Source organism: Stenotrophomonas sp. CFBP 13724 (assembly GCF_014841975.1).
GTDB lineage: Bacteria > Pseudomonadota > Gammaproteobacteria > Xanthomonadales > Xanthomonadaceae > Stenotrophomonas > Stenotrophomonas lacuserhaii.
Window position 1 is genome coordinate 1,657,273 of sequence record NZ_JACYUW010000001.1, and the last position, 26,082, is coordinate 1,683,354.

19 protein-coding genes are annotated in these 26,082 nt (G+C 65.1%); 7 read left to right on the forward strand and 12 right to left on the reverse strand.

Annotation, left to right across the window (positions count from 1 at the left end; all coding sequences use genetic code 11):
* Positions 1-6: 6 nt before the first annotated feature.
* Complete coding sequence (locus IFT63_RS07250; RefSeq protein WP_192083669.1) at positions 7-1,137, forward strand: PepSY-associated TM helix domain-containing protein; 1,131 nt, start codon at positions 7-9, stop codon at positions 1,135-1,137.
* The gene (locus IFT63_RS17670; protein ID WP_269801220.1) at positions 1,134-1,259 is read left to right on the forward strand and encodes a hypothetical protein; all 126 of its coding nucleotides are present in this window, start codon (positions 1,134-1,136) and stop codon (positions 1,257-1,259) included. The genes IFT63_RS07250 and IFT63_RS17670 overlap by 4 nt, the downstream gene beginning before the upstream one ends.
* Positions 1,260-1,319: 60 nt before the next feature.
* Here the strand turns inward: IFT63_RS17670 and IFT63_RS07255 are convergent, their stop codons facing one another.
* Positions 1,320-2,513: an MFS transporter gene (locus IFT63_RS07255; protein WP_197974234.1), complete on the reverse strand. Its 1,194-nt coding sequence runs from the start codon at positions 2,511-2,513 to the stop codon at positions 1,320-1,322.
* A gap of 162 nt (positions 2,514-2,675) precedes the next feature.
* On the opposite strand from IFT63_RS07255, the gene IFT63_RS07260 reads away from it, so the two are divergent.
* Positions 2,676-3,605, forward strand: a complete 930-nt coding sequence (locus IFT63_RS07260; RefSeq protein WP_042612567.1) for a LysR family transcriptional regulator — start codon at positions 2,676-2,678, stop codon at positions 3,603-3,605.
* A 31-nt stretch (positions 3,606-3,636) separates the two neighbouring features.
* Here IFT63_RS07260 and IFT63_RS07265 read toward each other — a convergent pair whose 3' ends face one another.
* Both IFT63_RS07265 and IFT63_RS07270 read right to left on the reverse strand, forming a co-directional pair.
* A complete protein-coding gene (locus tag IFT63_RS07265; RefSeq protein ID WP_042612566.1) occupies positions 3,637-4,197 on the reverse strand; it encodes a DUF488 domain-containing protein in 561 nt (186 codons plus the stop codon).
* A gap of 123 nt (positions 4,198-4,320) precedes the next feature.
* The gene (locus tag IFT63_RS07270; protein ID WP_152620542.1) at positions 4,321-4,749 is read right to left on the reverse strand and encodes a hypothetical protein; all 429 of its coding nucleotides are present in this window, start codon (positions 4,747-4,749) and stop codon (positions 4,321-4,323) included.
* A gap of 395 nt (positions 4,750-5,144) precedes the next feature.
* On the opposite strand from IFT63_RS07270, the gene IFT63_RS07275 reads away from it, so the two are divergent.
* Positions 5,145-5,636 (forward strand): hypothetical protein, encoded by a 492-nt coding sequence (locus tag IFT63_RS07275; RefSeq protein WP_192083670.1) that lies wholly within the window; start codon positions 5,145-5,147, stop codon positions 5,634-5,636.
* A 653-nt stretch (positions 5,637-6,289) separates the two neighbouring features.
* On the opposite strand, the gene IFT63_RS07285 is transcribed toward IFT63_RS07275, so the two are convergent.
* The 6 genes from IFT63_RS07285 to IFT63_RS07310 form a co-directional block, all read right to left on the reverse strand.
* Positions 6,290-7,177, reverse strand: coding sequence for a hypothetical protein (locus tag IFT63_RS07285; protein WP_192084211.1), 888 nt, complete (start codon positions 7,175-7,177; stop codon positions 6,290-6,292).
* A 12-nt stretch (positions 7,178-7,189) separates the two neighbouring features.
* Positions 7,190-7,666: a hypothetical protein gene (locus IFT63_RS07290; protein WP_192083672.1), complete on the reverse strand. Its 477-nt coding sequence runs from the start codon at positions 7,664-7,666 to the stop codon at positions 7,190-7,192.
* 85 nt (positions 7,667-7,751) lie between these two features.
* Entirely contained in the window at positions 7,752-8,165 is a 414-nt protein-coding gene (locus IFT63_RS07295) for a hypothetical protein (protein ID WP_192083673.1), read from the reverse strand.
* A 398-nt stretch (positions 8,166-8,563) separates the two neighbouring features.
* Positions 8,564-10,243: an ABC transporter ATP-binding protein/permease gene (locus tag IFT63_RS07300; protein WP_192083674.1), complete on the reverse strand. Its 1,680-nt coding sequence runs from the start codon at positions 10,241-10,243 to the stop codon at positions 8,564-8,566.
* 22 nt (positions 10,244-10,265) lie between these two features.
* A complete protein-coding gene (locus tag IFT63_RS07305) occupies positions 10,266-12,449 on the reverse strand; it encodes a TonB-dependent siderophore receptor (protein ID WP_192083675.1) in 2,184 nt (727 codons plus the stop codon).
* Between the two features lie 149 nt (positions 12,450-12,598).
* Entirely contained in the window at positions 12,599-12,964 is a 366-nt protein-coding gene (locus IFT63_RS07310; protein WP_192083676.1) for a hypothetical protein, read from the reverse strand.
* A gap of 33 nt (positions 12,965-12,997) precedes the next feature.
* Here IFT63_RS07310 and IFT63_RS07315 point away from each other — a divergent pair, with 33 nt between their 5' ends.
* Entirely contained in the window at positions 12,998-13,495 is a 498-nt protein-coding gene (locus tag IFT63_RS07315) for a hypothetical protein (RefSeq protein ID WP_192083677.1), read from the forward strand.
* On the opposite strand, the gene IFT63_RS07320 is transcribed toward IFT63_RS07315, so the two are convergent.
* Positions 13,492-14,736, reverse strand: coding sequence for an MFS transporter (locus IFT63_RS07320; RefSeq protein ID WP_192083678.1), 1,245 nt, complete (start codon positions 14,734-14,736; stop codon positions 13,492-13,494). The two genes, IFT63_RS07315 and IFT63_RS07320, sit on opposite strands and share 4 nt — an antisense overlap.
* Positions 14,737-14,840: 104 nt before the next feature.
* On the opposite strand from IFT63_RS07320, the gene IFT63_RS07325 reads away from it, so the two are divergent.
* On the forward strand, positions 14,841-15,806 hold the full coding sequence (locus tag IFT63_RS07325; protein WP_042612558.1) for an AraC family transcriptional regulator: 966 nt from the start codon (positions 14,841-14,843) through the stop codon (positions 15,804-15,806).
* A 40-nt stretch (positions 15,807-15,846) separates the two neighbouring features.
* On the opposite strand, the gene cho is transcribed toward IFT63_RS07325, so the two are convergent.
* Both cho and IFT63_RS07335 read right to left on the reverse strand, forming a co-directional pair.
* Positions 15,847-16,707: an excinuclease Cho gene (gene cho, locus IFT63_RS07330; protein ID WP_192083679.1), complete on the reverse strand. Its 861-nt coding sequence runs from the start codon at positions 16,705-16,707 to the stop codon at positions 15,847-15,849.
* 118 nt (positions 16,708-16,825) lie between these two features.
* Positions 16,826-17,143 (reverse strand): hypothetical protein, encoded by a 318-nt coding sequence (locus IFT63_RS07335; protein ID WP_192083680.1) that lies wholly within the window; start codon positions 17,141-17,143, stop codon positions 16,826-16,828.
* A 399-nt stretch (positions 17,144-17,542) separates the two neighbouring features.
* Here IFT63_RS07335 and IFT63_RS07340 point away from each other — a divergent pair, with 399 nt between their 5' ends.
* Complete coding sequence (locus tag IFT63_RS07340; protein ID WP_342450471.1) at positions 17,543-26,062, forward strand: glucoamylase family protein; 8,520 nt, start codon at positions 17,543-17,545, stop codon at positions 26,060-26,062.
* Positions 26,063-26,082: the final 20 nt, after the last annotated feature.

Sequence of the window (26,082 nt, forward strand, 5' to 3'; positions counted from 1 at the left end):
CCGCCCATGCGCCAGCCTTCGCCAGCGCCCCCCACCCGCCCGGCACGCGCCGGCAGTGGCCGGCGACTGTGGTTCGACCTGCATAGTTGGCTGGGCCTGAAGCTCTGCCTGTTCATGGGCTTTGTCTGCCTGACCGGCACGCTGGCGGTGTTCTCCCAGGAGATCGACTGGCTGCTGCACGCCCCCATGCGCGTGGCCGACGGGGGTGAGCAGGCCGGCTGGGGCGAGGTCATCCATGCCGCACAGACGGCACATCCCGACTGGGAACTGGAAGGCATCACCGCCGGCCACACCCGTCTGTTCGCCGCACGTGCACAGATGCGCCTGCCCGACGGCAAGCGGCGCTTCGTCTGGATCAACCCGTATACCGCGCAGGTGAACGGCGACACCGGCTGGTTCAATACGCAGCGGCTGCTGCGCAACACGCACCGCCACCTGATGCTGCCGGTGGCCTGGGGCGTACCACTGGTGGCGGCGTTGTCCATTCCCTTGCTGCTCTCGCTGCTCAGCAGTCTCTACATTTACAAGAAGTGGTGGCGTGGATTCCTGAAATGGCCCGACGCGTCGCGACCGCGCCGCCTGTGGGGCGATGTGCATCGTCTGGCCGGTGTGTGGTCGCTCTGGTTCCTGCTGCTGATCGGCCTGACCGGGACGTGGTATCTGGTGGAATCGCTCGGCGGCGATGCACCGGCCGCGCCCACTCTTCAACTGGCCGAGGGCGGCGAACGGGTTGCCCCCGTAGACCCGGCTGCCGTCGACACGGCAGTGCAGACCGTCCGCCAGCAATGGCCCACCCTGGATATCCTCGCGGCCGTCCCCGCACGCGATGGCGACAGCATCCTCTTCATGGGCGAAGCTGACGCCTGGCTGGTACGCGAGCGGGCGAACAACATCGCCGTCGACCTGCGTACCGGGCAAGTGATGGGCCGGCATGACGGCCGTGCGCTGAGCGTCCATCAGCGCATCGCCGAAATGGCCGACCCCCTTCACTTCGGCAGCTTCGGTGGCTGGCCGATCCGGCTGCTCTGGTTGCTGGCCGGCACCCTGCTGACCGGACTGTGCTTTACCGGCGTATATCTGTATGGACTGCGCACCGTGGATTCGCTGCGATCGGCGGCAAAGAGGAGGCAGGCATGAGTCACGAAAAGCTGCCGGGGCCTTGGCGCGCGGCATGGCACGGGATGGGCCGTTGGCGCTGGCTGTGGCTGGTGCTGCTGCTGGTATGGGCGTCGCTGGTGCCACTGGAAGCCATGAAGTAGCGGCGACGCAGGCGCTGTCCGTGAGTCAACGCCAGGGGGTGCGCGCGCCGGTCGAGCCTCCTACCGCTTCGGCGCAGGGAAACCATGCCGCCTGGCCGCCCACACCACCCCCAGCGCAACCACCAGAAGCGCGACCAAGGCGGGGGCGAAAGCACCTGCGCCCACGCGTTCAAGCAGCACGCCGCCGACGATGGCTCCCCCGGCAATCGCCAGGTTCCAGGCCGTGACCAACATCGACTGCGCGACATCGGCGGCACTGCCTGCCACGTTGGCCAGCGCGGTCTGGAACAGCGTCGCCGAGCCCCCGAACGCCACGCCCCACGCGGCCACGGCCACATACACCACGCCGGGTTCATCACGGGCCACACCGAGTGCCAAGGCGGCCATCGCGAACACTCCGATGCTGCCCAGTGTCATTGCGCGCAGACGACGATCAATCAATACGCCGACAATCCAGATGCCCAACAACGATGCAACACCGAACACCAGCAGCACCGCATCGGTGCGCTGCGCCATGCCCGCCGCCGACAGGAACGGCGCGATATAGGTGTAGAGCACGTTGTGAGCCAACACGAAGGCGAGCACCGCGACCAGCACCGGGCGCACTCCGGGCAGGGTGAACACCTGCCGCAGCGACAGCGCCCTGCCCGCCGCCTGTCCCGCGAAATCCGGCAGCTTGAGACGCGCCCACAGCATCAGCACCAGTGCCAGCCCGCTCATGATGCCAAAGCACACCCGCCAACCCACCAGGTTGCCAACGAACGTGCCGACAGGAACGCCCAGCGACAGCGCCAGCGGTGTGCCGACCATCGCAACGGCAATGGCACGGCCCTTCTGGTGGTCGGGCACCATGCGCGCCGCATAACCGGCCAGCAGCGCCCACAACACGCCAGCCGACACGCCGGCCAGGAAGCGCGCCGTCATGGTCAGGGCGTAACTGGTGGAGAGCGTGGTCACCGTGTTGGCCAGCACAAAGCCGGCAAGGGCCGCCAACAGCAATGGACGGCGACGCAGGCCCTGCGTGGCGGCGGTCAACGGGATTGCCGCCATCAGTGACCCGATGGCATAGATCGTGACGGTCTGCCCAACCCATGCCTCGGACACTGCCAGGCTCTGCGCCATCTGCGGCAGCAGACCGGCCGGCAGCGCCTCGGTCAGGATGGTGATGAAAGCCGCCATTGCCAGCGCAAGCAGCGACGCCAGCGGCAGCCGACCCTCCGCGGCGGCCACCACCCGTGCCATAGGCGCACTCATCGGTGAACCCCGCCGATGTGCGGGAAAACTGGGAGACGCGTCATGCGGTTCAACTCGCTGTTATTGGCAGGCCACAACGATAGGAACCCGGCGATTAAAGAAAAAGTGGGCTACAGTTCCTCGATGTGCGGAACATCCTGTCCGCAATGAAGGGACTGGACCATGGACAGCCTGGGTGGCTTCGTCGTGTTCGTGCAGGTAGCCGAAACCCGGAGTTTCGTCTCCGCCGGGCGGCTGCTCGGCGTATCGGCCTCCGCCGTCGGCAAGAGCGTGGCGCGGCTGGAAGAAAAGCTGGGCGTGCGCCTGTTCCACCGCAGCACGCGCAGCGTCACGTTGACGTCCGAGGGCGCCCTGTTCCTGGAGCGCAGCCGCCGCATCCTGGCAGAGATCGAAGCGGCTGAAATGGAACTATCGCAGGCCACCGCCGCACCGCGGGGACGCCTGCGGGTCAGCCTGCCGCTGGTCAGCTCGCTGGTGCTGGCGGTGCTCGGCGAGTTCATGCGGGCGTATCCGGAGATCGAACTGGACCTGGATTTCACCGACCGCATGGTTGATGTGATCGAAGAAGGTTTCGACGCCGTGGTCCGCACGGGCGAACCTGCCGATTCACGGCTGTCCGCCCGTCGCTTGGGCGCCTTCCAGATGCGACTGGTCGCCTCGCCGGCGTACCTGGCGCGGCGCGGGACGCCCGCGCTGCCGGTCGATCTGCAGCAACACGCCTGCCTGCACTTCCGCTTTCCGAACAGCGGCAAGCTGGAGGCTTGGGCGCTGCGCCAGAAGCCCGGCGAACCCGAGCTGCAACTGCCAACCTCGATGATCTGCAACAACATCGAGACGCGCGTCTGTTTCGCGCTCCAGGGCCTGGGCATCGCCTACCTTCCCGACTTCGCCATCCGCGAGCCGCTGGATGATGGCCGGCTGCTGCCGGTCCTCGCTGACTACGTACAGCGCAGCGGGGTTTTCCACGTGCTGTGGCCGGCAAGCAAGCATCCCTCGCCCAAGATCCGGGCGCTGGTCGATTTCCTGTCCGCGCGGGTATTTCCTACATCGGAGGGCAAGGCTCCCGGATCCGAACGGAGGCGACGGCGGTAAGGTCGGTCATGACCCCGGGACGCGGGCGAACTCAGAACAGCGAGGCCTGCGCGGGCGGATAAATCAGGTCCTGCCCCACCGCCCGCGCCATCGGATTGAGCGGATGCGGCTTCGGTTCCGCGCCGGACACGATGTGCAGCACCTGATTGCCGCGGTGCGTCAGCAGGTCCGAGATCAGGCGCCGATGGCAACGCCACCAGGGCGCCTCCGCGCACATCAGCGCCGCCCGGTGCGTACCCGCCAGCGCGAGGACTTTCTCCAGCCCGCTGGCAAATTCGGCAGACGTCATATGGTCGGCATAGCCCTGAAACGCCGCGTTATCCCACGCGCCGTTGGGCGATGCCGGCTGCACCCTGCGACGCCCGCCCAATTCGGGAATCCATTGATAGGTCACGCCGAGGTTTGGCAGCGTGTCTGCCATCTGCTCCGAAGCAAACCAAGGGTGGCGACGTGAACCCGGGAAGCGGCGCACGTCCGCGATGCCCGATATTCCGTGCGCGGATAGTAGCTGCAGGAACGTGTCCCAAGGCCAGGTGGAATGGCCGATGGTCCAGAGCGTCAGCGAATGCGGGGCAGGCAGATTGGACGGCATGGAATCATTAGACAGGGGTGGGCATAAAAGGCGCGTGGTCAGGGCATCGGGATGTTGCGCGAACATGGAACGATGCGATTGCCAGGACACCCAGTGCGGCGGCGGTAAGTAGATTGGATTTCGTCATTCCAGATCCTCCAGCCCGACCACGGCAGGCGTCGCTTGTCTGGCCTCGCCAATGGCCATGACGATGATCGGCAAGTCCAGTTCTGCTTCGGCCTCAGCGGCCCGATCCTGATAGGCCTTCATGGTCGAAGGCGCGTTCACGAGGACAACCACACGGCCATAGGTTGTGTCGGTGTAAATCCCTCTGGCATCAGGGAACCATTTGGCCATGAACTCGCCATCCGCCAACTCCTGCATATCGCGGACGGAATAACGGTATCCAGCGTCATAGGTGACTTCGGCAGGGCCTCGCGCTGTCTGGATCACTCGGCCCTGAAGGGGCGCCTCCCCCTTCAACAGCACCACTACCTTCAGCGGTTCGCAGACAATCCGCCGGCCTGCATATCGTTCCTGGGCCGCGAGGCGAAGTGGAATCACAGCGGTCACCAGATCCCGCTCGATAGAGGACCCTGCGCATGCAGGATCATCGTGCAGCCGTCCATCCGCCCGGTCTCCAGCGGACCCGGGATACGGCCGATCCTGCGAACAGCCCACTGACAGTGCAGTGCAGAAAATCAGCAGAAGGCGCGCCGAGCAGCATGCTTGCATGGGTTGAATGCTCCTGGGTCGTCCGGGTTGACCATTCTGATGATGAGCTTAACTGCTAGCCTACCTACTTCAGGGCGGTGAAGAGCCCCCCCCCCCATTTCACCCACCTGGACGCGTACACCTATATGGAATGGAAAAGTCTCGCTTGGTCGCTCCTCCTGAGCCTGTCCACGACGGCTTGGGCACAAGTGCCTGAGGCAGACTCTGAGTTGGGCCAGGAGATGCAGACGCTGGTGAAGAACTACGTCGCAGAGCATCCTGGGATATCCATCGACGAAGCCATCAACAGGCTCGCAGTTCAGACGGAAATCCTGCAATCAATGCAGGACCTGCGCCGGGAGTTCGCGGGCAGATTGACGGAGATATCCATCCAACCAGCGCCGGATCAACACATCCTTGTTGAACTGAAAGGCTCAGCGCCTGTCGCCAATAGGCTTCTCATTACCCCCAGTGGTGGCACGCGGGTGGTCTTCGAAGAGGGCCACAAGCACACCGCGGAAGAGTTCCACGCACGCATTGATAAGCACAAGGATCTTCTTTACAGCGCCATACCGGGCATGACCGGCTTGCTCGGTCGTCCAGGTGAAGATCGCTTGATCATCTACATCGAAGGCAATGAGCGGCAAGCGGAGGAGCTACAGGCTGCGGTCGAAAGACTCGAGCGCGTGTTGGGCCTTTCGATATCCCTGCGCCCAAACATGGCCAGATCCCGGATCAGCTCATAGACGTCGCTCGCGGCCCCAAACCCAAGAAGATCCCAGCGTAGACCACTCTCGATATTCCGCTGACGGCCTGCCTCCGCTCACTCGTGACCACGAAGCATGAAGCGCGTAAGCCAGCTTTAACCCCGTCTCAGTCAGCTCCCTTGACGCCTGACCGGCCGAGAACCATTCGACCGCTCTACTCATGACATTCATCACGCAAACACGCTTCCAACCACACGCCAGCTGCAACGATTGATGCTTCAGGACCTATGCCCTGAACGACCTGATCCGGGGCAAGTTTGCCGCCATAGCGATTGCCGTTCCGGTCCTCAAATACAGCCGTGGTGAGATAGAGTCTGGATCCATCTGCAAGCTTGTATGTTGTGTTGGACGTAGAGTAGCCAGACGTGGCACCGCCGAAAGAGCGTGTAAGAGGCCGGCCACGGAAAGCCACCGCAACGGCTTCCCCGGAGCTGGCAGTTCGCCCAGAAGTCACCACCGCGACCGGCACACTTCTGAGGTCCCGCACGTCGACAATCCCTTCGAGGCTTTTGAAAGTCCAGGCACTGGAAGAGCCATCTCTATAGCGGAACCTACCCACCCCCTCCGTACCCAGCAGGGGCGATAGGCCGTCCAGCATCGGCCACATGTTTCCGCCCCTGTTCCCGCTGAGGTCAACAATCCACGCCCTGGCCCCCGCCTCCAGTCCTTTCTCGAGAGCTTCCCGGATGCTGTTCGCAAATACGCGTTCGAGCGCATCGTCCGTTCCCACGAAACATCGGCACGTGGACAACCGCGATCCCTGGTCGAAGCATGCGCCAGGTTGCGTGCTCCGCTTCCGCTTTGGATATCCTCTCCGCCTCCTGCACGCCATCTGGCGAGCTCAGGAAGCTATGGCCGTCCCCCAAATCCCGGAGAAGGGCTTTGATGGCCGAGCGCGCTTGCCAAAGCGTGGCATCCGAGGCTGGCCGGCCCGCCTCAATGCGCTCTGGGCCAAGCGCCTCGTACGCCAGAGCATGGGTCTTGATGAGGCCTACCGCCTCGGCATAGATCGCCTGAGCCTGCGCTTGCCCGGCGCTATTGGATTCAGCGGATTCCACCCTCAGCCCCTTCACCTCGAGCCGGGTTTCATTCTCGGCTACAAAGGAAACCACGACTAGATCATAAGACCTCGGCAGATCTATCTGGATCAGCGCTTCAGAGCTGGGCGCCCCACTCTCGAATCGTCGCGTTGCACGCCCGACCGTTTTCTTCCCGTCGAAAGCGCGCAACTGAACCGAGGAGGCTCCCTCTGCGGTCAGGTGCCGCGCCGACAGCTTGAGTGTCTTGGAGCCGTAGTCTTGACTCTTCAGCGCGTACATCACTCGGCACGTTGAACCGCGCTTGGCTTCGATGAGAACCGAGGCATTCTGTCCAACCAAAGGGTCGGCCTGATAGTCGAAGCGACAGTGCTGCGTTCCTTCCTCTCTGGTGCTCCAACCCAAAGGCGGAAGCCCGGCAAGATTGCAGCCTGCAACAATGCAGCAAATCAAAAATGCCAGCGCCGTGGAGACACGCCTCATGAAGACCTCCGCTCACTCGTGGCCACGCGAAACACGAAGCGGCGTCAGCCAGCGCTTCTCTGCGGAAACACGTTTCACGTGGGCCATGTACAACAACTGGTCCAGCGCATCCTCCTCCACCTCCTGGTCATGGAATGCCTTGAACCACGCCGCCACCGATTCGGTGGGCCGGCGCATCCATACCTGCTTGACGCCGGCACGGAACAGCAGCGTCCTGCAACCGGGGCCGACTTCCACGCCATCCAGATCGCGCCACATGATGCGGACCTCGCCGAACGGCGAGCGACGGGTCAGCGAATCGCCGGTGACGATGATCGTTGCACCCAGGGAGCGGAGCGCTGCAAGCGCGGAGCCCACCGCGATCGCAGCGCCAAACCAGAGCATGGCGCCCTTGGCGAAGGTGACCGCGAAAATAACTGCCACGAGGGCGGTGCCGAGGCCGACGATGACGTGCGGGGTTTCGGTGAAGGTGTAGACGGATCTGCGCATGTGCATCCTGCTCATGGGGGGTGTAGATCGGGCGTGCCTGCTTGCTGGGGGCTGGGCGCGATTGTAGCGGTACTTGGCGCGTGGCCTAAAGCACGCCGCGCAGGGCGTCACGCGCGGTCCTGACCCTGTCGCGGCCGTCGCCCAGCAAGGCATCGATCAGGCTCTCGCGGGATATCCCCTCCTCCACCGAGGTGTGTATGTCGCGGTGCGCGATATGGACGATCTCCAGCACTTCGGCAAGGGCGCGCAGCTGGCGGTCCACCAATCTGAGATCGCAGCGCCAGGCATCGGCGGCGGCCCGTGGATCCGGGTTGAAACCGTCGCTGGGCGAGCGCGGGCGCGGCGGCGTGACGGCCACCACGGGGCGGTAGGCGTGCCGCGAACCTTCGTGGGCCTGCAGGATCCCTTCCAGCTTCTGGACGAAGCGCGGGGGCAGCGTGTGGACGGATTCGCCGATGAGCGCGTACAGGCGCACGCTGGCTCTGAATTCTGCGGACAAGGGGTGACCTCGCATGGCATGGCCACCGGCGCCGTGGCGCGGGGTGGCGGACGGTGCGGGTTGGCATACCGGCGTCGTACAAAGCAGTTAACCGGCGGATCATGCGATCCCCCGCACCGTCCGCCAAAAGGATGGCACGAGGGCGCATGCTCCGCCGTACCCGAAGGCGACAACGGAGATGCTTTGCTAACGACGTTCGGGATGCCAATCCCGGCTGGCCCCACGGGTCTGCACGGACATCGTGTGCTGGTGTGGCGGGCGTGTACATGAGGAAAGTTGCGGATTTGGCGCTGCGGCTGAGGTGTTATCGGACGTTGCCGAGGCCCGGCATGCAGAGTACGAACGCTGCTGCGTAGGCAAGCAGGAGCACTGCGCCGGTGGTTGTCTGTTGGCATTATCTACGGGCACGGGACGGTCTTACCGGGCCAGCGGACGTTCCGGCCATGCCACGCGTGCAGGCTGGGCCGGTGTGCGATGCTGATGACGATACAACGCGGCAAGCGTTCGGCAAGCAAAGCGTACAGCGTCGCTTCGGCTTCCGTGTCGAGCGCAGAGGTCACCTCATCGAGGAACACCAGGTCCGGCTTTTGAACAAGCAGTCTTGCGAATGCAAGGCGCTGGCGTTCGCCCGGGGATAGGCGCGTCGACCATTCCGCAGCATTCTCGAGTTCACCAAGAAGATCCCCCAGCCCGACGGCAACAAGCGCCGCCGCAACTTCTGTTGGACCGGCTTCCTCGATACTGCCAGGATATGCGACGCACGCATGCAAGGTTCCGACGGGCAAGTAGGAGACTTGCCCAACGAAGACCACCCTGCCCTGCGGCATCCGCACCGCACCCGTGGCAACCGGCCAGAGCCCCGCCAGAGAGGAAAACAACAACGACTTCCCCGTACCCGATGCGCCATGGATCAGCAGCCGGTCACCGGGGCTCAAGTGCAGGTGGTCTACAGAGCCCAGCGCGCGACCATCGGGCAGGCTTACCTGCACCACGTCCAGTATCAGGTCGCTGCCAGCGAAGGTTCGCTGAAGACCATGGTGCACCGTCTCGCCAACGGCCCGTTCGAACTGATGCAGCCGATGGAATACCGAACGGAGGAGGGCCAGGTCCTTGTAGCGGTAGACGAACCACGACAGGGCTCCCCGGACGCGATTGAACAGGCTGTTGAGCTGCATCAGCGTCCCTATGGAGATGTCTCCTGCGAAGTAGCGCGGCCCGGTTATCAGATACGGCAACAGCATCGACGACTGGACGTACAGAGCATTCATCGCCGTGATGCGTTTGGTGTAGCGCATCACCTCGCCCCAGTTGCGCCGAATGCCGTCGAAGGAGCCTGCAAGCCCGTTGGACTCCGTCCGTTCACCGCGCCACAGCGCGACCGCCGCGGCGTTCTCACGCACCCGGACAAGCAGGTAACGAAAGTCCGCCTCGCGGCGCTGCTGCTGATAATCCACGGGCACCAAACCACGCCCTATCCATTCGATCATCATTGAGCCGATCAGTGCATACAGCACGGCAGCCCACATCATGTAGCCGGGTATCTGCACCTGCGCACCGGCCACGGCAAACGACAACGCACCGGCCAACCCCCACAGCATGGTGGCGAAAGTAAAGAAGTCGACGACGTAGTTCAGCGCTCCCACGGACAGCCGAAGCGTATCGCTGGCCATGATGCGGAGGTCTTCGGCGATGCGTTGGTCCGGGTTGTCCACGCAGCCGCTGTGCTGCATGTGCCAGTAGGCGCGGCCGCCCAGCCAGCGTGCCAGGTACGTGTTGGTCACCCAACCGCGCCAGCGCATCTGCAGTGCCTGCTCGAACCATACCCTTGCCGTGCCAGCCACGACGATGCCGGCGATGATGAAGCCCAACTCCAGCATCTGGCGCCAGAATCCGTTGAGATCGCGTTCGACCAGGGCGTCGAAAAAGTTCTTCTGCCAGTAAGTCTGGCGCACCCCGATGTAGGTCAGGAACACGTCCAGGCCCACGATCGTGCCAAGCAGCGCATAGGCGCGCCACCGATCCTCGGACACCCAATAGGGGCTGACCAGGCGCCACACGTCCCGCGGGGAAAGCTTCATGGCGCCTGGTCGTCCTTCCCGATCAGAACCGGGAACGCAGTGTCACCATCACGTTCCGGGGTTCGCCGGGCGTGTTGTAGGTGTTCAGTGCGCCAACGCGCTCGTAGTAGCGGCGATCAAACAGATTGTTCACCGCAACGGTCATCCGCAGCTCTTCCGTGAAGCGGTAACCGGCCTGCAGGCTCGCCACCGCGTAGCCCTTCTGCTCGCGCACGCCTGCGACGCCGGATCCAAGGATGCCGCTGGAAGCATGCGCCCCGCCGCCGAATGACACACCGCGCAGCAGCCCGGACTCGATGCGGTAGTTGGCGAACAGTTTCACCGTGTGGTCGGGCTCGAACAATGCAAATGGTGAGCCTTCCTGGAGTGACTGATGGCGGACATACCGAGTCATCAGACGGGTATAGCCCGCCGTCAGGTCCAGGTTGGGCAGCGGACTGCCGCTGGCCTCCACTTCCCAGCCCTTGACCTCCACCTCTCCGGCCTGCAGGAAGAAGCCGGGGTTGGCGGTGTCGGGGTAGGAACGGTTCACGTCGCGGGTACGGAACGCGGATGCTGCCACGTTCAGCGCCCCACCGCGCAGACTCGCTTTGGTGCCGATCTCCATCTGCTTGCCTACGCGTGGATCAATGGCTTCACCCGACACCTTTCGCTGTGTCTGGGGTATGAAGGTATCTGCGTAACTCGCATAGGCAGTCAGATCGTTGGTGAAATGAAGGACCAGACCCGCATAGGGCGTGAACTCACCGTCCGCATCGGCACCCGCCGCCCACGCACTCAGCGGTTGCGGAGCAACACTCCTGCTTTTGACGTCGAAGTTGCTCCAACGGCCACCGGCCACGCCTGTCAGCCGATCGGTCAACGACAAGCGAAGTTGTGCATAAAGGCCGCTTTGGCGCGTGATTGAGTTGTACCCGGAGGTCGGCGCGATCGGCAGGTTTTCTACGACGTCTGGCGTGGCTACCGGCACGTTCCTGACCGGAGTGCCTTGACCATATCGACTGGTACTCTCGTACTCTTCCACGTTCGCCCCCACCGTCGCGTGGTGTTCGCGCCCCAGCAACAGGAAGGGACCGGATGCGAACACATCCACGCCCTGCCTGACTTCATCATTGTCGCTCTGGCGGCGCGCGTAGCTGGCCACCGTACCGGTACCGGGAGCGACTCCGCTGGTGGGATAGCTGTCCTTGTAGAACCAATCCAGGCGCTGCCGGCTCGCGCGCGCCTTCAGGGCCCAGTCGTTCTGGAACGCGTGCTCCAGGTCAAGCGCGAACGACTGCTTGTCCCAGCGCTGGATCACCCAACTCGGGTAGGCATAGAACGAGCGCGGAACATCCAGAAAACGTTGATCGGTGGACGCCGGCTGTCCCATGTACGGCATGACGTCATCGGACTGTTGCGTGGCCGACAGCGATACGGTCGTGTCCGGGGTGAGGTCGAAATCCAGCGTTCCGTAGAAAAGCTGCTTGCTGGAGTCGGCCTTTCTGTAAAAGTACTCGCGGTCCTGGCTGGAAATGACCGCCCGGCTGCGCAACGTGCCGGCAGCATTCAAGGGTCCGCCAACATCGATCTCGCCTCGATGATTCGACCAGGAACCTGCAGACAGCGCCACAGCACCACCGAACACGTCCCTGCCTCGTTTCCGAACGAAGTTCGCCACCCCGCCCGGCTGGCTCGAACCCTGGAAGATACCGCCGGGGCCGCGCAGTACTTCCACCCTGTCATAGACGGCCAGATCGAACTGCTGGAACGCCGACAACGCGCCGTAGGCGGGGATGCCATCGTAAGAAGCTTCCAGGTTATAGCCACGGGAGCGGATCTGGCTGGTGGCGCCATCCCACGGTGTAACCGTGATGCCGGTGACTTCGCGCAGCGCGCTTTCCACGGTGACCAGATTCTGGTCTTCAATACGCTGGCGCGTGATGACGCTGACCGAGTTGGGCACATCCAGAATCCGCACCGGCGCCTTGCCGCCCCACGTCACCAGAGGCGATGTATACGAGCCGCTTCCTTCCGTCGTCCCCTCCCGCTTGGCTTTCACCCGGACCGTATCGAACTCGGAAACGCTGACATCGGATGGGCTGTCCGCAGCCTGTGCCTGGCAGGCGAGCGAAACGGTAAAGGCAAGCAGGGTCGTGACGAGGCAATCGGTCCGGCGGCCACCTGCGTGGCGTTCCGGGAGCAAAGGTAGGGTGCTTGGTGGCATGGGCGTTTCGCAAAGAGTGGCGTGCGGTCGACCTGTCGGAGGGGCGCCGCATGTGCCCCGTCACCCCAGCGGGCCGACGCTCGATTGTAACGTTATGACATTACACTTGGCTACGGACGGATCGCTGCTTGAAACGGAGCCGACGTCGATCAATGAGAAGAAGCCACATCCTGAGGGTCCAACGGCCCGCCCCTGCCTCTCAGCACCACGTTGTCCTGGATCCATTGAAGCTTTATCGCCACTTTGCGGCGCAGCGCACGTTCGTGGCGCAGGGCCCATAGTTCGCAGCCTTTGCGGCCGGCATCGAAGGAGGTGCAGCGGCGCATTACCAGCGGGGTATCCAGGCCATCGTCCGCATGGAGACGAGCCAACCATGCGCCGTCGATTCGCTGGTGCATGCTGGCTACGATCTCGCCGTGGAGGAAGAGCCCGGTGGGGAGCGTGTCGAGGTGGCAGCGCGGCTTCCAGCGGAAGTCGTCTGGCATTGGGGTAAGGGTCTGGTGGGCGGCGTCCATGGGGCTGGAGGATAGGTTGGGCTGGTCTCAGGGATGGAGACGGAAATCGATGCGTCGACACGTGGTTGCGGAGCGGGTGCGCCCGGCATCCTGATGGCGTCACTGGTCATACGCCGTCAACGGCGACAGTGGCATGCTGCGCATTCGTGCGGGGGACCAACGATGCGGATGACGGGTAGTTTGCTTGCAGCAAGTGCGGTAACGCTGAAAGTCGGCGTGGTGTTCTGGGTGCTGGTGGCCTGGCGAACTCCGGGCGCCGAGCCTTGGGACGCGCCCGCGTTCTGGACTGTGGTCTATCCCATCGCACTGGGCATTGCCGCAGTCCTGGGCGCCTGCTTTCCCAGGCACGCGTGGCTGTGGGGGCTGTTGCTCATGGCGCTGCAGGTGCCGGTGGTGGCCGTGGTGTCGGGCTTTGGCCCGTTGTTGCTGGCCGGACTGATATACGCGCTGGTGCTGGCGGTGCCTTCCATGGCTATCGCGGCCGCGGCCGGCGCCCTGCGGCACCGCCTGGCTCCCCTGCGAAACGGCTAGATATGAAACGTCGGACCCGCTGAGAGCGTCCGCGAACGTACCTTGACTCGCAACGCAATGAGCAGGCTGGCGAGCAGCATCACGGCCGCGGCGACGATGAGCACGGCCACGATGCCGCCCAACCCGAACACCAGGCCGCCCAGCGCCGCCCCCGCCGCGATGGAGGACTGCACAGCGGCGACGACCATCCCACCGGCACTCTCGGCCTGGTCGGGCACCGCGCGCGCGACCCAGCTCGACCAGGCAACGGGCACGCCACCGAAGGCCAAGCCCCAAAGGGCGACAAGGATCGACAGCCCGCCAACGCCCACCGGCAACAGCAGCATGCCGAGAGCGGCCACGCCAACCAAGGCAGGCATGATCACCAACGTGACTTTCAGACTGCGCTCCATGAGCCAGCCGGCCAGTAGCGTGCCGATAAAGTTCGCCACACCGAATCCGAGCAGGATCAGCGCCAGGCTGTCAGCGCTCATCTGCCCCAGGCTCTCCAACGTGGGGCGGATATAGGTAAAAAGCGAGTATTGACCGGTGTGCGCCAGGACACAGCCCAGCATCCCGACCGCGATGCCCGGCCGGCGCAGTAGCCCCACCACCGACTCCGGGACTGCCGACTTGCGCGGGGCCATTCGGGGCAACGTGAACCACTGGAATGCAAAGGTGAGGCCACCTACCGCCGTCGCCGCCCAGAAGGCGCTGCGCCAGCCCAACAACCCTCCCAGATAGCTGCCCAAAGGAACCGAGACCACCGTGCCGACCGCGATGCCGCTGAAGATGATTGAAAGCGCGCGCGGCACGCGCTGTGGCGGCACCAAGCGCATGGCGACGGCCGCTGCCATGCTCCAGAAACCGCCCAACGCGATGCCTAGCAGGACACGCATCACCAGCAGGACGCCCATGCTGGAAGACAGCGCCACCAAGGCGTTGGAGAGGATCATCAAGCCCGTGAAACCCAGCAGCACCACGCGCCTGTCGATGGAACGAGTCAACCGAGGCACCAGCAGGCCGGCGAACAGGGCGACCACGGCAGTGACCGTCACGGCCTGACCGGCCAGTGCCTCGGACACACCCAGATCCGCCGCCATCGGCGTCAACAGGCTGGCAGGCAGATATTCGGCCGAGAGCAGTCCAAAGACCCCCATAGCCAGCGAAAACACGGCCACCCAGGCCGACTGAGCCGGCTCACTATTACCCCATTCCACAGCGTCAGGCGCGCCTGCGGTATCCACTACGTCGTTACTCATCAAATATCCCAGTGCAATCGTGCAGCCGAGAGTCTAGGAAGCCCAGTCAGGATGATCTATGATTGTGCGACCTGTATTTTTGATCGAAACCCCTGACCCTCTCGGTGAGCCACGCCCTACCCCAGCCCACCGACCTGATCAGCGAGCTGCTGACCGGCATGCGGATACAGGGTGTCCACTACCGACGCATCCAGACCGGGCCAACCTTCGGGCTTGGATTTCCCCCGAAGCCAGGGCATGCCTACTTCCACTACCTGGCGGTAGGCAATGCGATTCTTCGCGGCGCGGATGGCAGCCAACACCTTCTATCCGCCGGGGATGTGGTGCTCATTCCCTGCGGCGAAGGCCACTCGCTGTTGTCTGGCGAGGACCTTCCGGTCCAGTGTCTGGAAACGATAGATGCGGCCCCACTGGGTGACGCGGTGAGCGGCATCGACACATGCCCGAGCACGCATGCCGTGCCGAGCGCTGTGCTCTTCCATGGGTGCATGGTGTTCGATCTCGGCGGCATGCAAGGGTTGAGCAAGTTGATGCCAGCTGTGATGCGGGCCGATGGCAACGCCGCTCAGTTTCCTGGGCTGTTGCCGATGGTCGATGCGATGAAGCGCGAGGTGTGCTCAGGACGTATTGGATATGCTGGAATACTCGCACGGCTGGCGGATGCAGTAGCCGCCATGATCGTGCGTGACTGGGTGGAACGTGGTTGCGAAGGCGCATCCGGATTGGTCATGGCCATGCGCGACCCTCGGCTATCGCTGTCGTTGCTTGCCCTGCACCGAAACCCTGGGCGCGCTTGGACCGTCGAAGCGCTGGCTGCAGAATCAAACATCTCACGTTCTGTATTTGCAGACCGTTTCCAGGCCGTCATTGGAACGGCGCCGCTGCGGTATGTGACTGAGCTGCGAATGCAGTTGGCGAGTCAATGGTTGAGCGACCAAAGGCTGTCGATAGAGGTGGTGGCAGAGCGTCTTGGGTACGCGTCGCAGGCGGCCTTCAGTCGCGCTTACAAGCGGGTTATGGGGCGCTCGCCTGGGGTGGCTCGGCGAGGGGAAGGTTTGGCGTCCTTGTAGATGGCGCCGCCAGCCATGATGCGTGCGCGACCTGAGAGCTTCAGGAAAGCAGATGGACAACCGCTGTGCCACGGTCCAGCGCATGCCGGAGAATCTTGTAGGAGTCACGGTCGAAGTGCTCGGCAGCTGGTTTGATACGCCGCGCTTTGGCAAGCGTCGGCGCACTGCCGTGGTAGGCCCAGTTGTCTACAACATGAAACTGGGTCATATCTTCGCCGGCTTCCTCGATCGCGATGCGGCCGCCGTAAGGCCACGCGGTGACCTCCAGATGCGCAAGCGCAGCACGCAGGCGCAGCTCATGCTCTGCGGGTGTCTCCTTTCCGCAGCAGGCGCCAAGGCATTGGCGCAGCATGGAACGGAAACACGGGCGCCCCTTGGGCAAGCGCTCCAGACCCAGCAGCGAGTAGCACAATGCCTGATCGTCGGCGACGCGCCTGAGCGATTCCAACGCTGATCGTTCGCTGGAAAACAGTCCATAGAGCATCGGAGCGCTGGCGAGCTCATACTCGGCCGAGTTGACCACTGAAACCTCGCCGCGATAAAGCCGCAGGCTGAACTGCCGAGGAAGTTTCCGCAGCAGCCGGTTGTAGAGCGGCATCTGGCGCTTGACCAGTTGCGCCTCCAGCAGCCGGGCGCCCAGGTCGCCCGCCGTTCGTACGCAGCTGATGCTTCGGCTTTGCCGCAGCAGCGCAGCTTCTTCGCGCGTGCGCAGATGATCCATCACACGGGTTCGAACATTAATGCTCTTGCCGATATAGAGAGGCAAGCCACCTTCGACACCGTGAAACGTATAAACCCCTGGCAGGCGGGGCAGCGCTGCGGCTACCTCCCGCAGGTGGTCGGGATACAGATACTCAGATGCGTGGCTTGATCGACGGGCTTGAGCGGCAGATGAAGGCATGACTTCAAGGTTACCAGCGAGATTCAGACTGCGAGCTGTATCGACGGGTGCGGAATAATGCCGTTCCTGTCCTGTGACAGCGAACGCACTGGCACCATGCGAGCCGCATCGTAGTCGGTCACACGCTCACGCTGTTGAACCAGTCGGCGTACGGTGTGTTGCTGATCATCCGCCGGTTGAGGTCGGGGGAACCGTCGGTCCACCACACGGGGCCTCGTTCGCCCAGACCGACCTTGGCGGTGTTTACTGCCTGCCGCGCAGCGGCAAGTGCCTTCTCATCTGCCGAGGCCTTGGCCGCCTTGACGGCCCGCCGTGCATCCATCAGCGCATGGACCAACTCGTCTCTGCGTTGCTCATCCAGGTCAGGATTGCTGGCTCGCCATAGTCGCCCTCGGACGATGAGGTAACGGCCGTCCGGGGTCATCAAGGTTTCCATGTGAGGGCGCCTGTGGGGTTGCTGAGCCTGCGGGTTCGAGGTTGCCACATCCGAAGCCGACGTGGTCGTCCGCTATTGATGCACCCCGCTGGAGCGGACAGAGGGTGCCTGCCGGGTAAGCCATGCACGCGTTCCGGCTACCGGCCTTCACAGCCACCACGGCACCCTCAATGCAACTATGCATATCGCGACCTGCCTCATGGGTAATCTATGCCCCACTTTCGCCGTCTTCTAGGTCGTTGGCTCCGTCTGCGTCGTCTGGTCCGTTGGCGCTGGCGTGAGCGCCAAGCCTCAGTCCCGGCCATCGAAGCCGCCGAGGTCCCACTGCGTGCCGCGCTGTACAGCGTTGAACAGATGGAGGTGTATGGCCGCGCGCTTGCGCGCCAGCATCGCGTGCGGATGCGACCCGGTGCAGAGCGCCTTCTCGGCCGCCTGCAGGCCAATGAACGTGTATTGGAAGACGCCAACACGCTGCTCAGCAACGTGGTGCGCGAACAGCGGCCGGTGACCCCGGCCGGGGAATGGCTGCTCGACAACTACTACCTGATCGAAGAACAGATCCAGACCGCGCGACGCCACCTGCCGCGTGGTTACAGCCGGCAGTTGCCTTCGCTTGCCGCTGGCCCTTCGGCCGGACTGCCGCGCGTGTATGACCTGTCGATGCAGGCCATCGCGCATGGCGATGGCCGCATCGACGCCGACACCCTGGGCCGCTTCATCACCGCCTACCAGTCGCTCGCGCCGCTAAGCCTGGGCGAACTGTGGGCCGTTCCCATCATGCTGCGGCTGGCCCTGCTGGAGAATCTGCGGCGCATGGCGGCGCGGGTGATGCGCGACGGAACCGACCGCGGCCTGGCTGCGCAGTGGGCGGACAACCTCAATCGCGCGGCCTCCGACACCCCTACCGATGTGGTCCTGGTGGTGGCCGACATGGCGCGATCCGAGCCACCTCTGACCGGCGCCTTCATCGCCGAGCTGACCCGCTCGCTGCAAGGGCGCGGCGGCGCATGGGCCACGCCCGTCGCCTGGCTGGAACAGTGGGCAGCCGCAGCGGGCCAGCGCATCGAGGAACTGGTCGCCGCCGAGGGGCAGCAGCAGGCGGCCGACCAGGTCTCCATCGGCAACAGCATCGGCAGCCTGCGCTTTCTCTCCACGATGGATTGGCGCACCTTTGTCGAAGATATGAGCGTGGTCGAACAGCGGCTGCGCGACGACCCCATGGGCGTCTATGCGCAGATGGATTTCGGCACCCGCGACGCCTATCGCCATGTCGTGGAAAAGATCGCCCGCGGTAGTCGCGTGGCGGAGGAACGCGTGGCGACCATCGCGCTGGACCTGGCGCGGGCTGCGCCGCTCGACGGGGCACGCACGCACGTGGGCTACTGGCTGGTCGGCGATGGCGTGAACGCTACCATCGACGCGGTGGCCGAGGTTGCACCGCGCCACCGCAAGGCACCGCGACTGGCGCATCGCGTACCGCTGTCGCTGTACCTGCTGCCGATCACCCTGCTCGCGGTGCTGGCCACCGGTGGCCTGCTGGCCAGCGGCAGTGGTGCGGCGCCGGCCTGGCTGGCCGCGCTGCTCGGGCTGCTGGTGTTCAGCGAGCTGGGCATCGTGCTGGTGAACTGGACCGCAACGGTGCTGGTGACGCCCAGGCCGCTCCCCAAGCTCGATTTCAGTGAAGGTATTCCGGCCGCCTGTTCTACCGTGGTCGCAGTCCCCTCGATGCTGTCCAGCATCGACGGCATCGATGTCCTCACCGAAGCGCTGGAAGTGCGCTTCCTGGCCAACCGCGATCCCCAGCTGCGCTTCGTGCTGCTGACGGACTTTCTCGATGCCGCCGATGCTACGGCGCCGCTGGACGACACCCTGCTTGCGCACGCCGTGGAGCGGATCGAGGAACTGAACACACGCTACGCTCCAGAGCGCGGTGATCGTTTTTACCTGCTGCACCGCCCCAGGCAATGGAACCCCGGCGAAGGGGTATGGATGGGACACGAGCGCAAGCGCGGCAAGCTGGCAGCGCTCAATGCCCTGCTCCGCCTGGGCAATGCGACCGCGTTCATGCAGACCGTCGGTGATGTGGCGGCCCTGATCGGCGTCCGCTACGTCATCACCCTGGATTCGGACACGCAACTTCCGCGGGATGCTGCACGCGCCTTCGTCGCCACCCTGGCGCACCCGCTCAACCGCCCGCGCTTCGATCCGGCCCTGCAACGCGTGGTGGAGGGCTACGGCATCCTGCAGCCCAGCGTCGGCACCAGTCTGGGCACGCGACGCACCTCGCGGTTTGCCAGGATGTTCGGCAGCGAGCCCGGCATCGATCCGTACTCGCGCATGGTCTCGGATGTCTACCAGGACCTGTTCGACGAAGGCTCATTCGTGGGCAAAGGCATCTATGACGTAGAGGCGTTTGAGCATGCGCTCGAGGGCCGCCTGCCCGAGAACCGCATCCTCAGCCATGATCTGCTGGAAGGCTGCTATGCGCGCGCCGGCCTGGTCAGCGATGTGCGCCTGTACGAGGACTATCCAGAGCGCTACGCCGCCGATGCCAAGCGCCGTGCGCGCTGGATACGCGGCGACTGGCAACTGTTGCCCTGGTTGATGCCGTGGACACCGCGCCCGGGGTCGGGATGGGAACGCAACCGGCTCAGCCTGCTCTCGCGCGGCAAGTTGCTGGACAACCTGCGCCGGAGCCTGGTGCCGATCGCTGCCTTGGCCTTGCTGGTGGCGGGTTGGCTGTATGCCGAACGCCCGGCTGCGTGGACGGCGTGGGTGCTGGCGCTGTGGTTCGCGCCGCCGCTGATCGGCATGCTGCGCGATGCGCTGAGCGTTCCGGACGACACCCCGCTGGAAGCGCACTACATGATGGTCGGGCGTGGCACGCTGCAGTCGTTGCTGCGCGCGGCCACCCAGGTTGCGTGTCTGCCTTACGAAGCGTTGCTGGCCGGTGGCGCGGTGCTGCGCACGCTCTGGCGCATGACCGTCACCCGCCGCCACCTGCTGCAATGGAACCCCTCCAGCGAAGTCGAGCGCCGCCTCGGCGGTGACCGCAGCGCGGAATGGCGGGTGATGGCGCCGGCATCGTTGCTGGCGGTTGCGCTGGCGGCGGTCGTGGCAAGCGTGCATCTGCAGGCACTGCCTGTCGCCCTGCCGCTGCTGTTGGCGTGGACTTTCGCCCCCGCGTTGATGGCGTGGCTCGGCCGGCCACCGGCTGCAAGCGTGGCCGAACTTTCGGTGACACAGCGTGCGTTCCTGGGCCGGCTGGGGCGGCGCACCTGGTCGTTCTTCCAGGCGTGGGTGCGCGAGCAGGATCACTGGCTGCCACCGGACAACATCCAGGAACATCCAACCCTGGTGGTGGCGCGGCGCACCTCGCCGACCAACATCGGCCTGTCCCTGCTGGCCAATCTGTCTGCGTGGGATTTCGGCTGGCTGCAGCTGGGCGCGGTCGCCGAACGTACCGCGCTCACCTTCGATACGCTGGACCAGCTGCCGCGTCACCGCGGCCACTTTCTGAACTGGTACGACACCGAAACCCTGGCACCGCTGCAGCCGCGCTACGTGTCCACTGTGGACAGCGGCAACCTGGCCGGCCACCTGCTTACCCTGCGGCAGGGTCTGCTCGCGCTGGTGGACGCGCCGGTACTGGCGCCACACACGTTCGACGGCCTGGCCGATACGCTCGGTGTGCTGGAAGAGGAACGGCAACGCCATCGCCCCGCTGACGCACTACTGGGCGAGGCGCTCAACCACCTTCGCCAGCGTCTGGCGGCAACGCGTACGGACCACCCGAGTGGGGCGGCACAGCTGCTCGCCCGGTTGCAGGAGCTGGCCGCACTGGCCGACGCCGTGCTGGCGCAGTGGCCGGCACCGCCAGCGCCTGAGGAAGGTGAGCTGCACTGGCCGGCCCTGTTCGCTGCCGAATGCCATGCCGCCCACGCGACACTCGCCGACCTGCCTGCCGATGCCGCCGTGGACGGCGAGGCACCGGTGCCCAGCCTGCGCCAGTTGGCCGCCCTGCCCGGTTCCGCCGGTGCGGACGCGCGCGCGCGCATCGAGCGGCTGCAGGCGCTGGCGCACCGCGCCGGGCAGTTCTCGCTGATGGAATACGGGTTCCTGTTCTACCGTACACGCAACCTGCTCTCGATCGGTTACAACGTCGACGACCACCGCCTCGACAACAGCTTCTACGACCTGCTGGCCTCCGAAGCGCGGCTGTGCGCCTTCGTCGCCATTGCCCAGGGGCAGCTGTCGCAGGAGAGCTGGTTCGCGCTCGGCCGGATGCTCACCGAGGTCAACGGCACGCCGACGCTGTTGTCATGGAGTGGCTCCATGTTCGAGTACCTCATGCCGCAGCTGGTGATGCCCAGCTATCCCGACACGCTGCTCGACCAGACCGCGCGGCATGCGGTGGAGGCGCAGATCGTCTACGGCCGCACCTTGAACCTGCCGTGGGGCGTGTCCGAGTCCGGCTATAACGCGGTGGATGCCCGCCTGAACTACCAGTACCGCGCGTTCGGCGTGCCCGGATTGGGTCTCAAGCGCGGCTTGGGCCAGGATCGGGTGATCGCGCCCTATGCCAGCATGATGGCGTTGATGGTGGCGCCGGAGGCGGCGTGCCAGAACCTCCAGGCACTCGAAGAGCTTGGGTTCTCCGGGCGCTTTGGCATGTACGAAGCGATCGACTACACCCCCGCCCGGGTGCCGCCGGGGCAGGATCACGTTCTGTTGCGTTCGTTCATGGCCCACCACCAGGGCATGGGCCTGCTGTCGCTGGATTACCTGCTGCGTGACCAGCCGATGCAGCGCCGTTTCGTTGCCGATACCGAGTTCCAGGCCACCTTGCTGCTGCTGCAGGAACGCATCCCGCGCATCGGCCTGTTCCATCCGCATGAAGTCGAAGCCCTGGGCGAGCACTCCGCCATGGCCGAGCACGAGACCTCCCTGCGCGTCCTGCGCGACCCGGGTGGCCCGCGCCCGGAAGTGCAGCTGCTCTCCAACGGGCGCTACCACGGCATGCTGACCCATGCCGGCGGCGGTTACAGCCGCCACGGCGACCTGTCGCTCACCCGCTGGCGCGAAGACGGCACCACCGATGCCTGGGGGTCGTTCTGTTACCTGCGCGACGTGGACAGCGGCGAGTTCTGGTCGGCCGCCTACCAGCCCACCTGCGTGCCGGTGGACAATTATGAAGCGATCTTCTCAGACGCCAAGGCAGAGTTCCGCGGTGCGCGCCGTGGCTGCGAGAGCCATCTGCAGGTCGCCATCTCCGCCGAGGACGACATCGAGCTGCGGCGCCTGCGCCTGACCAACCGCGGGCGCCGCCAGCGCACGGTGGAGATCACCACCTATGCCGAAGTGGTGTTGGCGCCCGCCGCATCCGACGACGCGCACCCGGCCTTCAGCAATCTCTTCGTGCAGAGCGAGATCCTGGCCGCCAAGCAGGCCGTACTGTGCACGCGCCGGCCCCGTTCGCACGACGAGGTGCCACCGTGGATGTTCCATCTGGTCGCGGTGCATGACGCTGCGGTGGTGGCGATCTCCTATGAAACCGACCGTGCGCGCTTCCTCGGGCGTGGCAACACGCCGCGGACGCCGCAGGCGCTGACCACCGATGCCGAGCTCTCCGGAACGGACGGTTCGGTGCTCGACCCGATCGTGGCGATCCGCGTCCGCGTGGTACTTCAGCCCGAGCAGACCGTGCAGCTGGACATGGTGTTCGGCATCGGCGCCGACCGCCCCGGTTGCGAGGCCTTGGTAGACAAATACCGTGATCGCCGGCTGGCCGACCGTGTCTTCGACCTGGCCTGGACGCACAGCCAGGTGGTGCGCCGCCAGATCAACGCCAGCCAGGCCGAGGCCTCGCTGTACGAGCGCCTGGCCAGCCACGTGCTGTATGCCAATCCGCTGCTGCGCGTAGGCGACGCCGTCCTGCAGCAGAACCAGCGAGGGCAATCCGGGCTGTGGGGCCATGCCATCTCGGGCGATTTGCCGATCGTCCTGCTCAAGGTCACCGATGCGGAGAACGTGGAACTGGTAAGGCAACTGGTGCAGGCGCACGCGTATTGGCGCCAGAAGGGACTCAACACCGATCTGGTGATCTGGAACGACAGCAAGGCCGGCTATCGGCAGGAACTGCAGGACCAGATCCTGGGGATGGTGGCCGCCAGTTCAGAGACGGGCCTGCTCGATCGCCCCGGCGGCATTTTCGTGCGGCCGGTGCAGAACATGAGTCATGAGGACCGCATTCTGCTGCAGGCGGTGGCACGGGCGGTGATCAGCGACGAGGACGGCACGCTGGCCGCGCAGGTGGGGCGCCAGCCGCTGCCTGTCCGCCGCATTCCAGCCTTGGTGCCGCAGGCGGAGCAGCAGGAGCTGGCACTGGCGATGGACGCGACGCCCAGGCTCCCCGTCGTCGCCGATGCGGGCCCCGAACCCGGGCTGCCCCCGGGCGTCGAGCACGACGAAGAGGTGGACGACCCGTGGCCTTTCCTTCCGTACCGCGGCGTCGGCCGGTTCGACAACGGCACCGGCAGTTTCACCGAGGACGGCCGCGAATACGTCGTGGTGCTGCGCGAAGGTGCCCCGACCCCGGCACCGTGGGCGAACGTGATCGCGAACGCCCGCCTGGGCACGGTCGTCAGCGAGAGCGCACCGGGCTACACATGGTTCGAAAATGCACACGAATTCCGCTTGACGCCCTGGCTCAACGATCCGGTGTCCGACACGGGCGGCGAAGCCTTCTACGTGCGCGACGAGGACAGCGGCCGAGTCTGGTCGCCGATGCCGCTGCCATGCCGGGGCACCGGTGCGTACCGTGCCCGCCACGGCTTCGGCTACACGGTGTACGAGCATATCGAAGACGGCATCGCCAGCGAGTTGTGGATCTTCGTCGATGTCACCGCGCCGCTGAAGTTCTCGGTCCTGCGGTTGCACAACCTCTCGGGCCGGCCACGGCGGCTGTCGGCCATCGGCTATGTTGAGTGGGTCATGGGTGACCTGCGCCCGAAGTCGCGCATGCACGTGGTTACCGAACGCGACCCGCAGACCGGGGCGCTGCTGGCGCGCAACAGTTACAGCACCGAGTTCGGCGGCCGGATGGCCTTCTTCGACACCGATGCCGAGGGCCGTGGCTGGACCTGTGACCGCCTGGAGTTCATCGGCCGCAACGGTGGACTGCACGCACCTGCGGCGTTGCGTCGCGAGCGTCTGGATGCACGGGCCGGCGCCGGCCTGGATCCCTGTGCGGCGATCCAGGTGCCGCTGGAGCTGGCGCCGGGCGAGCGCAGTGAAACCACGTTCCGCCTTGGCGCGGGGCGCGACCGCGAGGAAACGCTGGCGTTGGCACGCAGCCGCCAGGGCAATCAGGAAGCCATCGATGCGCTGGACGCCGTGCGCATCCACTGGCGCAACGTACTGGCCACGGTGCAGGTACGCACGCCGGATCCCGCGTTCGACGCACTGGCCAATGGCTGGCTGGTCTACCAGACCCTGGGTTGCCGCTACCTGGCACGCAGTGGCTACTACCAGTCCGGCGGCGCGTTCGGCTTCCGTGACCAGCTGCAGGACGCGCTCGCTTTGGTACACGCGCGCCCGGACCTGACCCGCGAACACCTGCTGCTCTGCGCGGCACACCAGTTCACCGAAGGCGATGTGATGCACTGGTGGCACCCGCCGCAGGGTCGCGGCGTGCGCACCCGCTGCTCGGACGATTACCTGTGGCTGCCCCAGGGCGCATGCCGCTACCTGGAGGTCACCGGCGACGCCAGCGTGCTGGATGAGGTGGTCGGCTTCATCGAGGGGCGCGCGGTGACAGCCGAAGAGGAAGGCTATTACGACATGCCTACCCTTTCGGCACAGCGCGACACACTGTATGCGCACTGCGTCGTCGCGCTGGAGCGCGGGTGCCGGTTGCTCGGCGAACGTGGGCTTCCGTTGATGGGCAGCGGCGACTGGAACGATGGCATGAACCGCGTCGGCGACCAGCAGCGCGGTGAAAGCGTGTGGCTCGGCTTCTTCCTGCATGACACGCTTCGCCGCTTCATCGGGCTGGCCAACGCCCGTGGCGATGCCTCCCGTGCGCAATGGTGCGAAGAACAGGCCGAACGCCTGCGCCACAACCTGGAACAGCATGCCTGGGACGGCGCGTGGTATCGCCGCGCCTGGTTCGACAACGGCGCCCCGTTGGGCTCGTCACAGAACCAGGAATGCCGCATCGATTCGATCTCCCAGAGCTGGTCGGTGCTGTCGGGCGTGGCCGCGCCCGAGCGTGCCCGCCAGGCCCTGGATTCGCTGTACACGCATCTGGTGCGAAAGGACGCCAAGCTGATCCAGCTGCTCGACCCGCCCTTCGACCAGACTACCGAGGACCCCGGCTACATTCGGGGTTACGTACCGGGCGTTCGCGAGAATGGCGGCCAGTACACCCACGCGGCAGTGTGGGCGGCGATGGCATTCGCACAGCAGGGCGATGCGGTGCGCGCGTGGGAGCTGGCCGGCATGATCAACCCCCTGAACCACGCGCTGGACGCCGCGGCGGTCCAGACCTACCGCGTTGAACCCTATGTGCTGGCGGCCGATGTGTACGCCGTGTCGCCGCATGTCGGACGAGGCGGTTGGACGTGGTACACCGGGTCGGCCGGGTGGATGTATCGCCTGCTGATAGAGTCCCTGCTCGGCATCCGTCGCGACGGCGATCGTCTTTCGCTTGAACCTTGCCTGCCCGATCACTGGCCGTCATTCGAATTGAGTTACCGCTTCGGGCGCAGCCTGTATGAGTTCGTGGTGACCCGTACTGCGCAGGGTGCGCCTACGCTGCATGTGGATGGCGTTTTGCAGCCGGACCTCACCGTCCGGCTCCGCGGCGACGGACATTGCTACCACGTCACGCTCGACCTGGGTTCATCCTCGGGATGAGCCTGCGGCCAGAAGTGCAG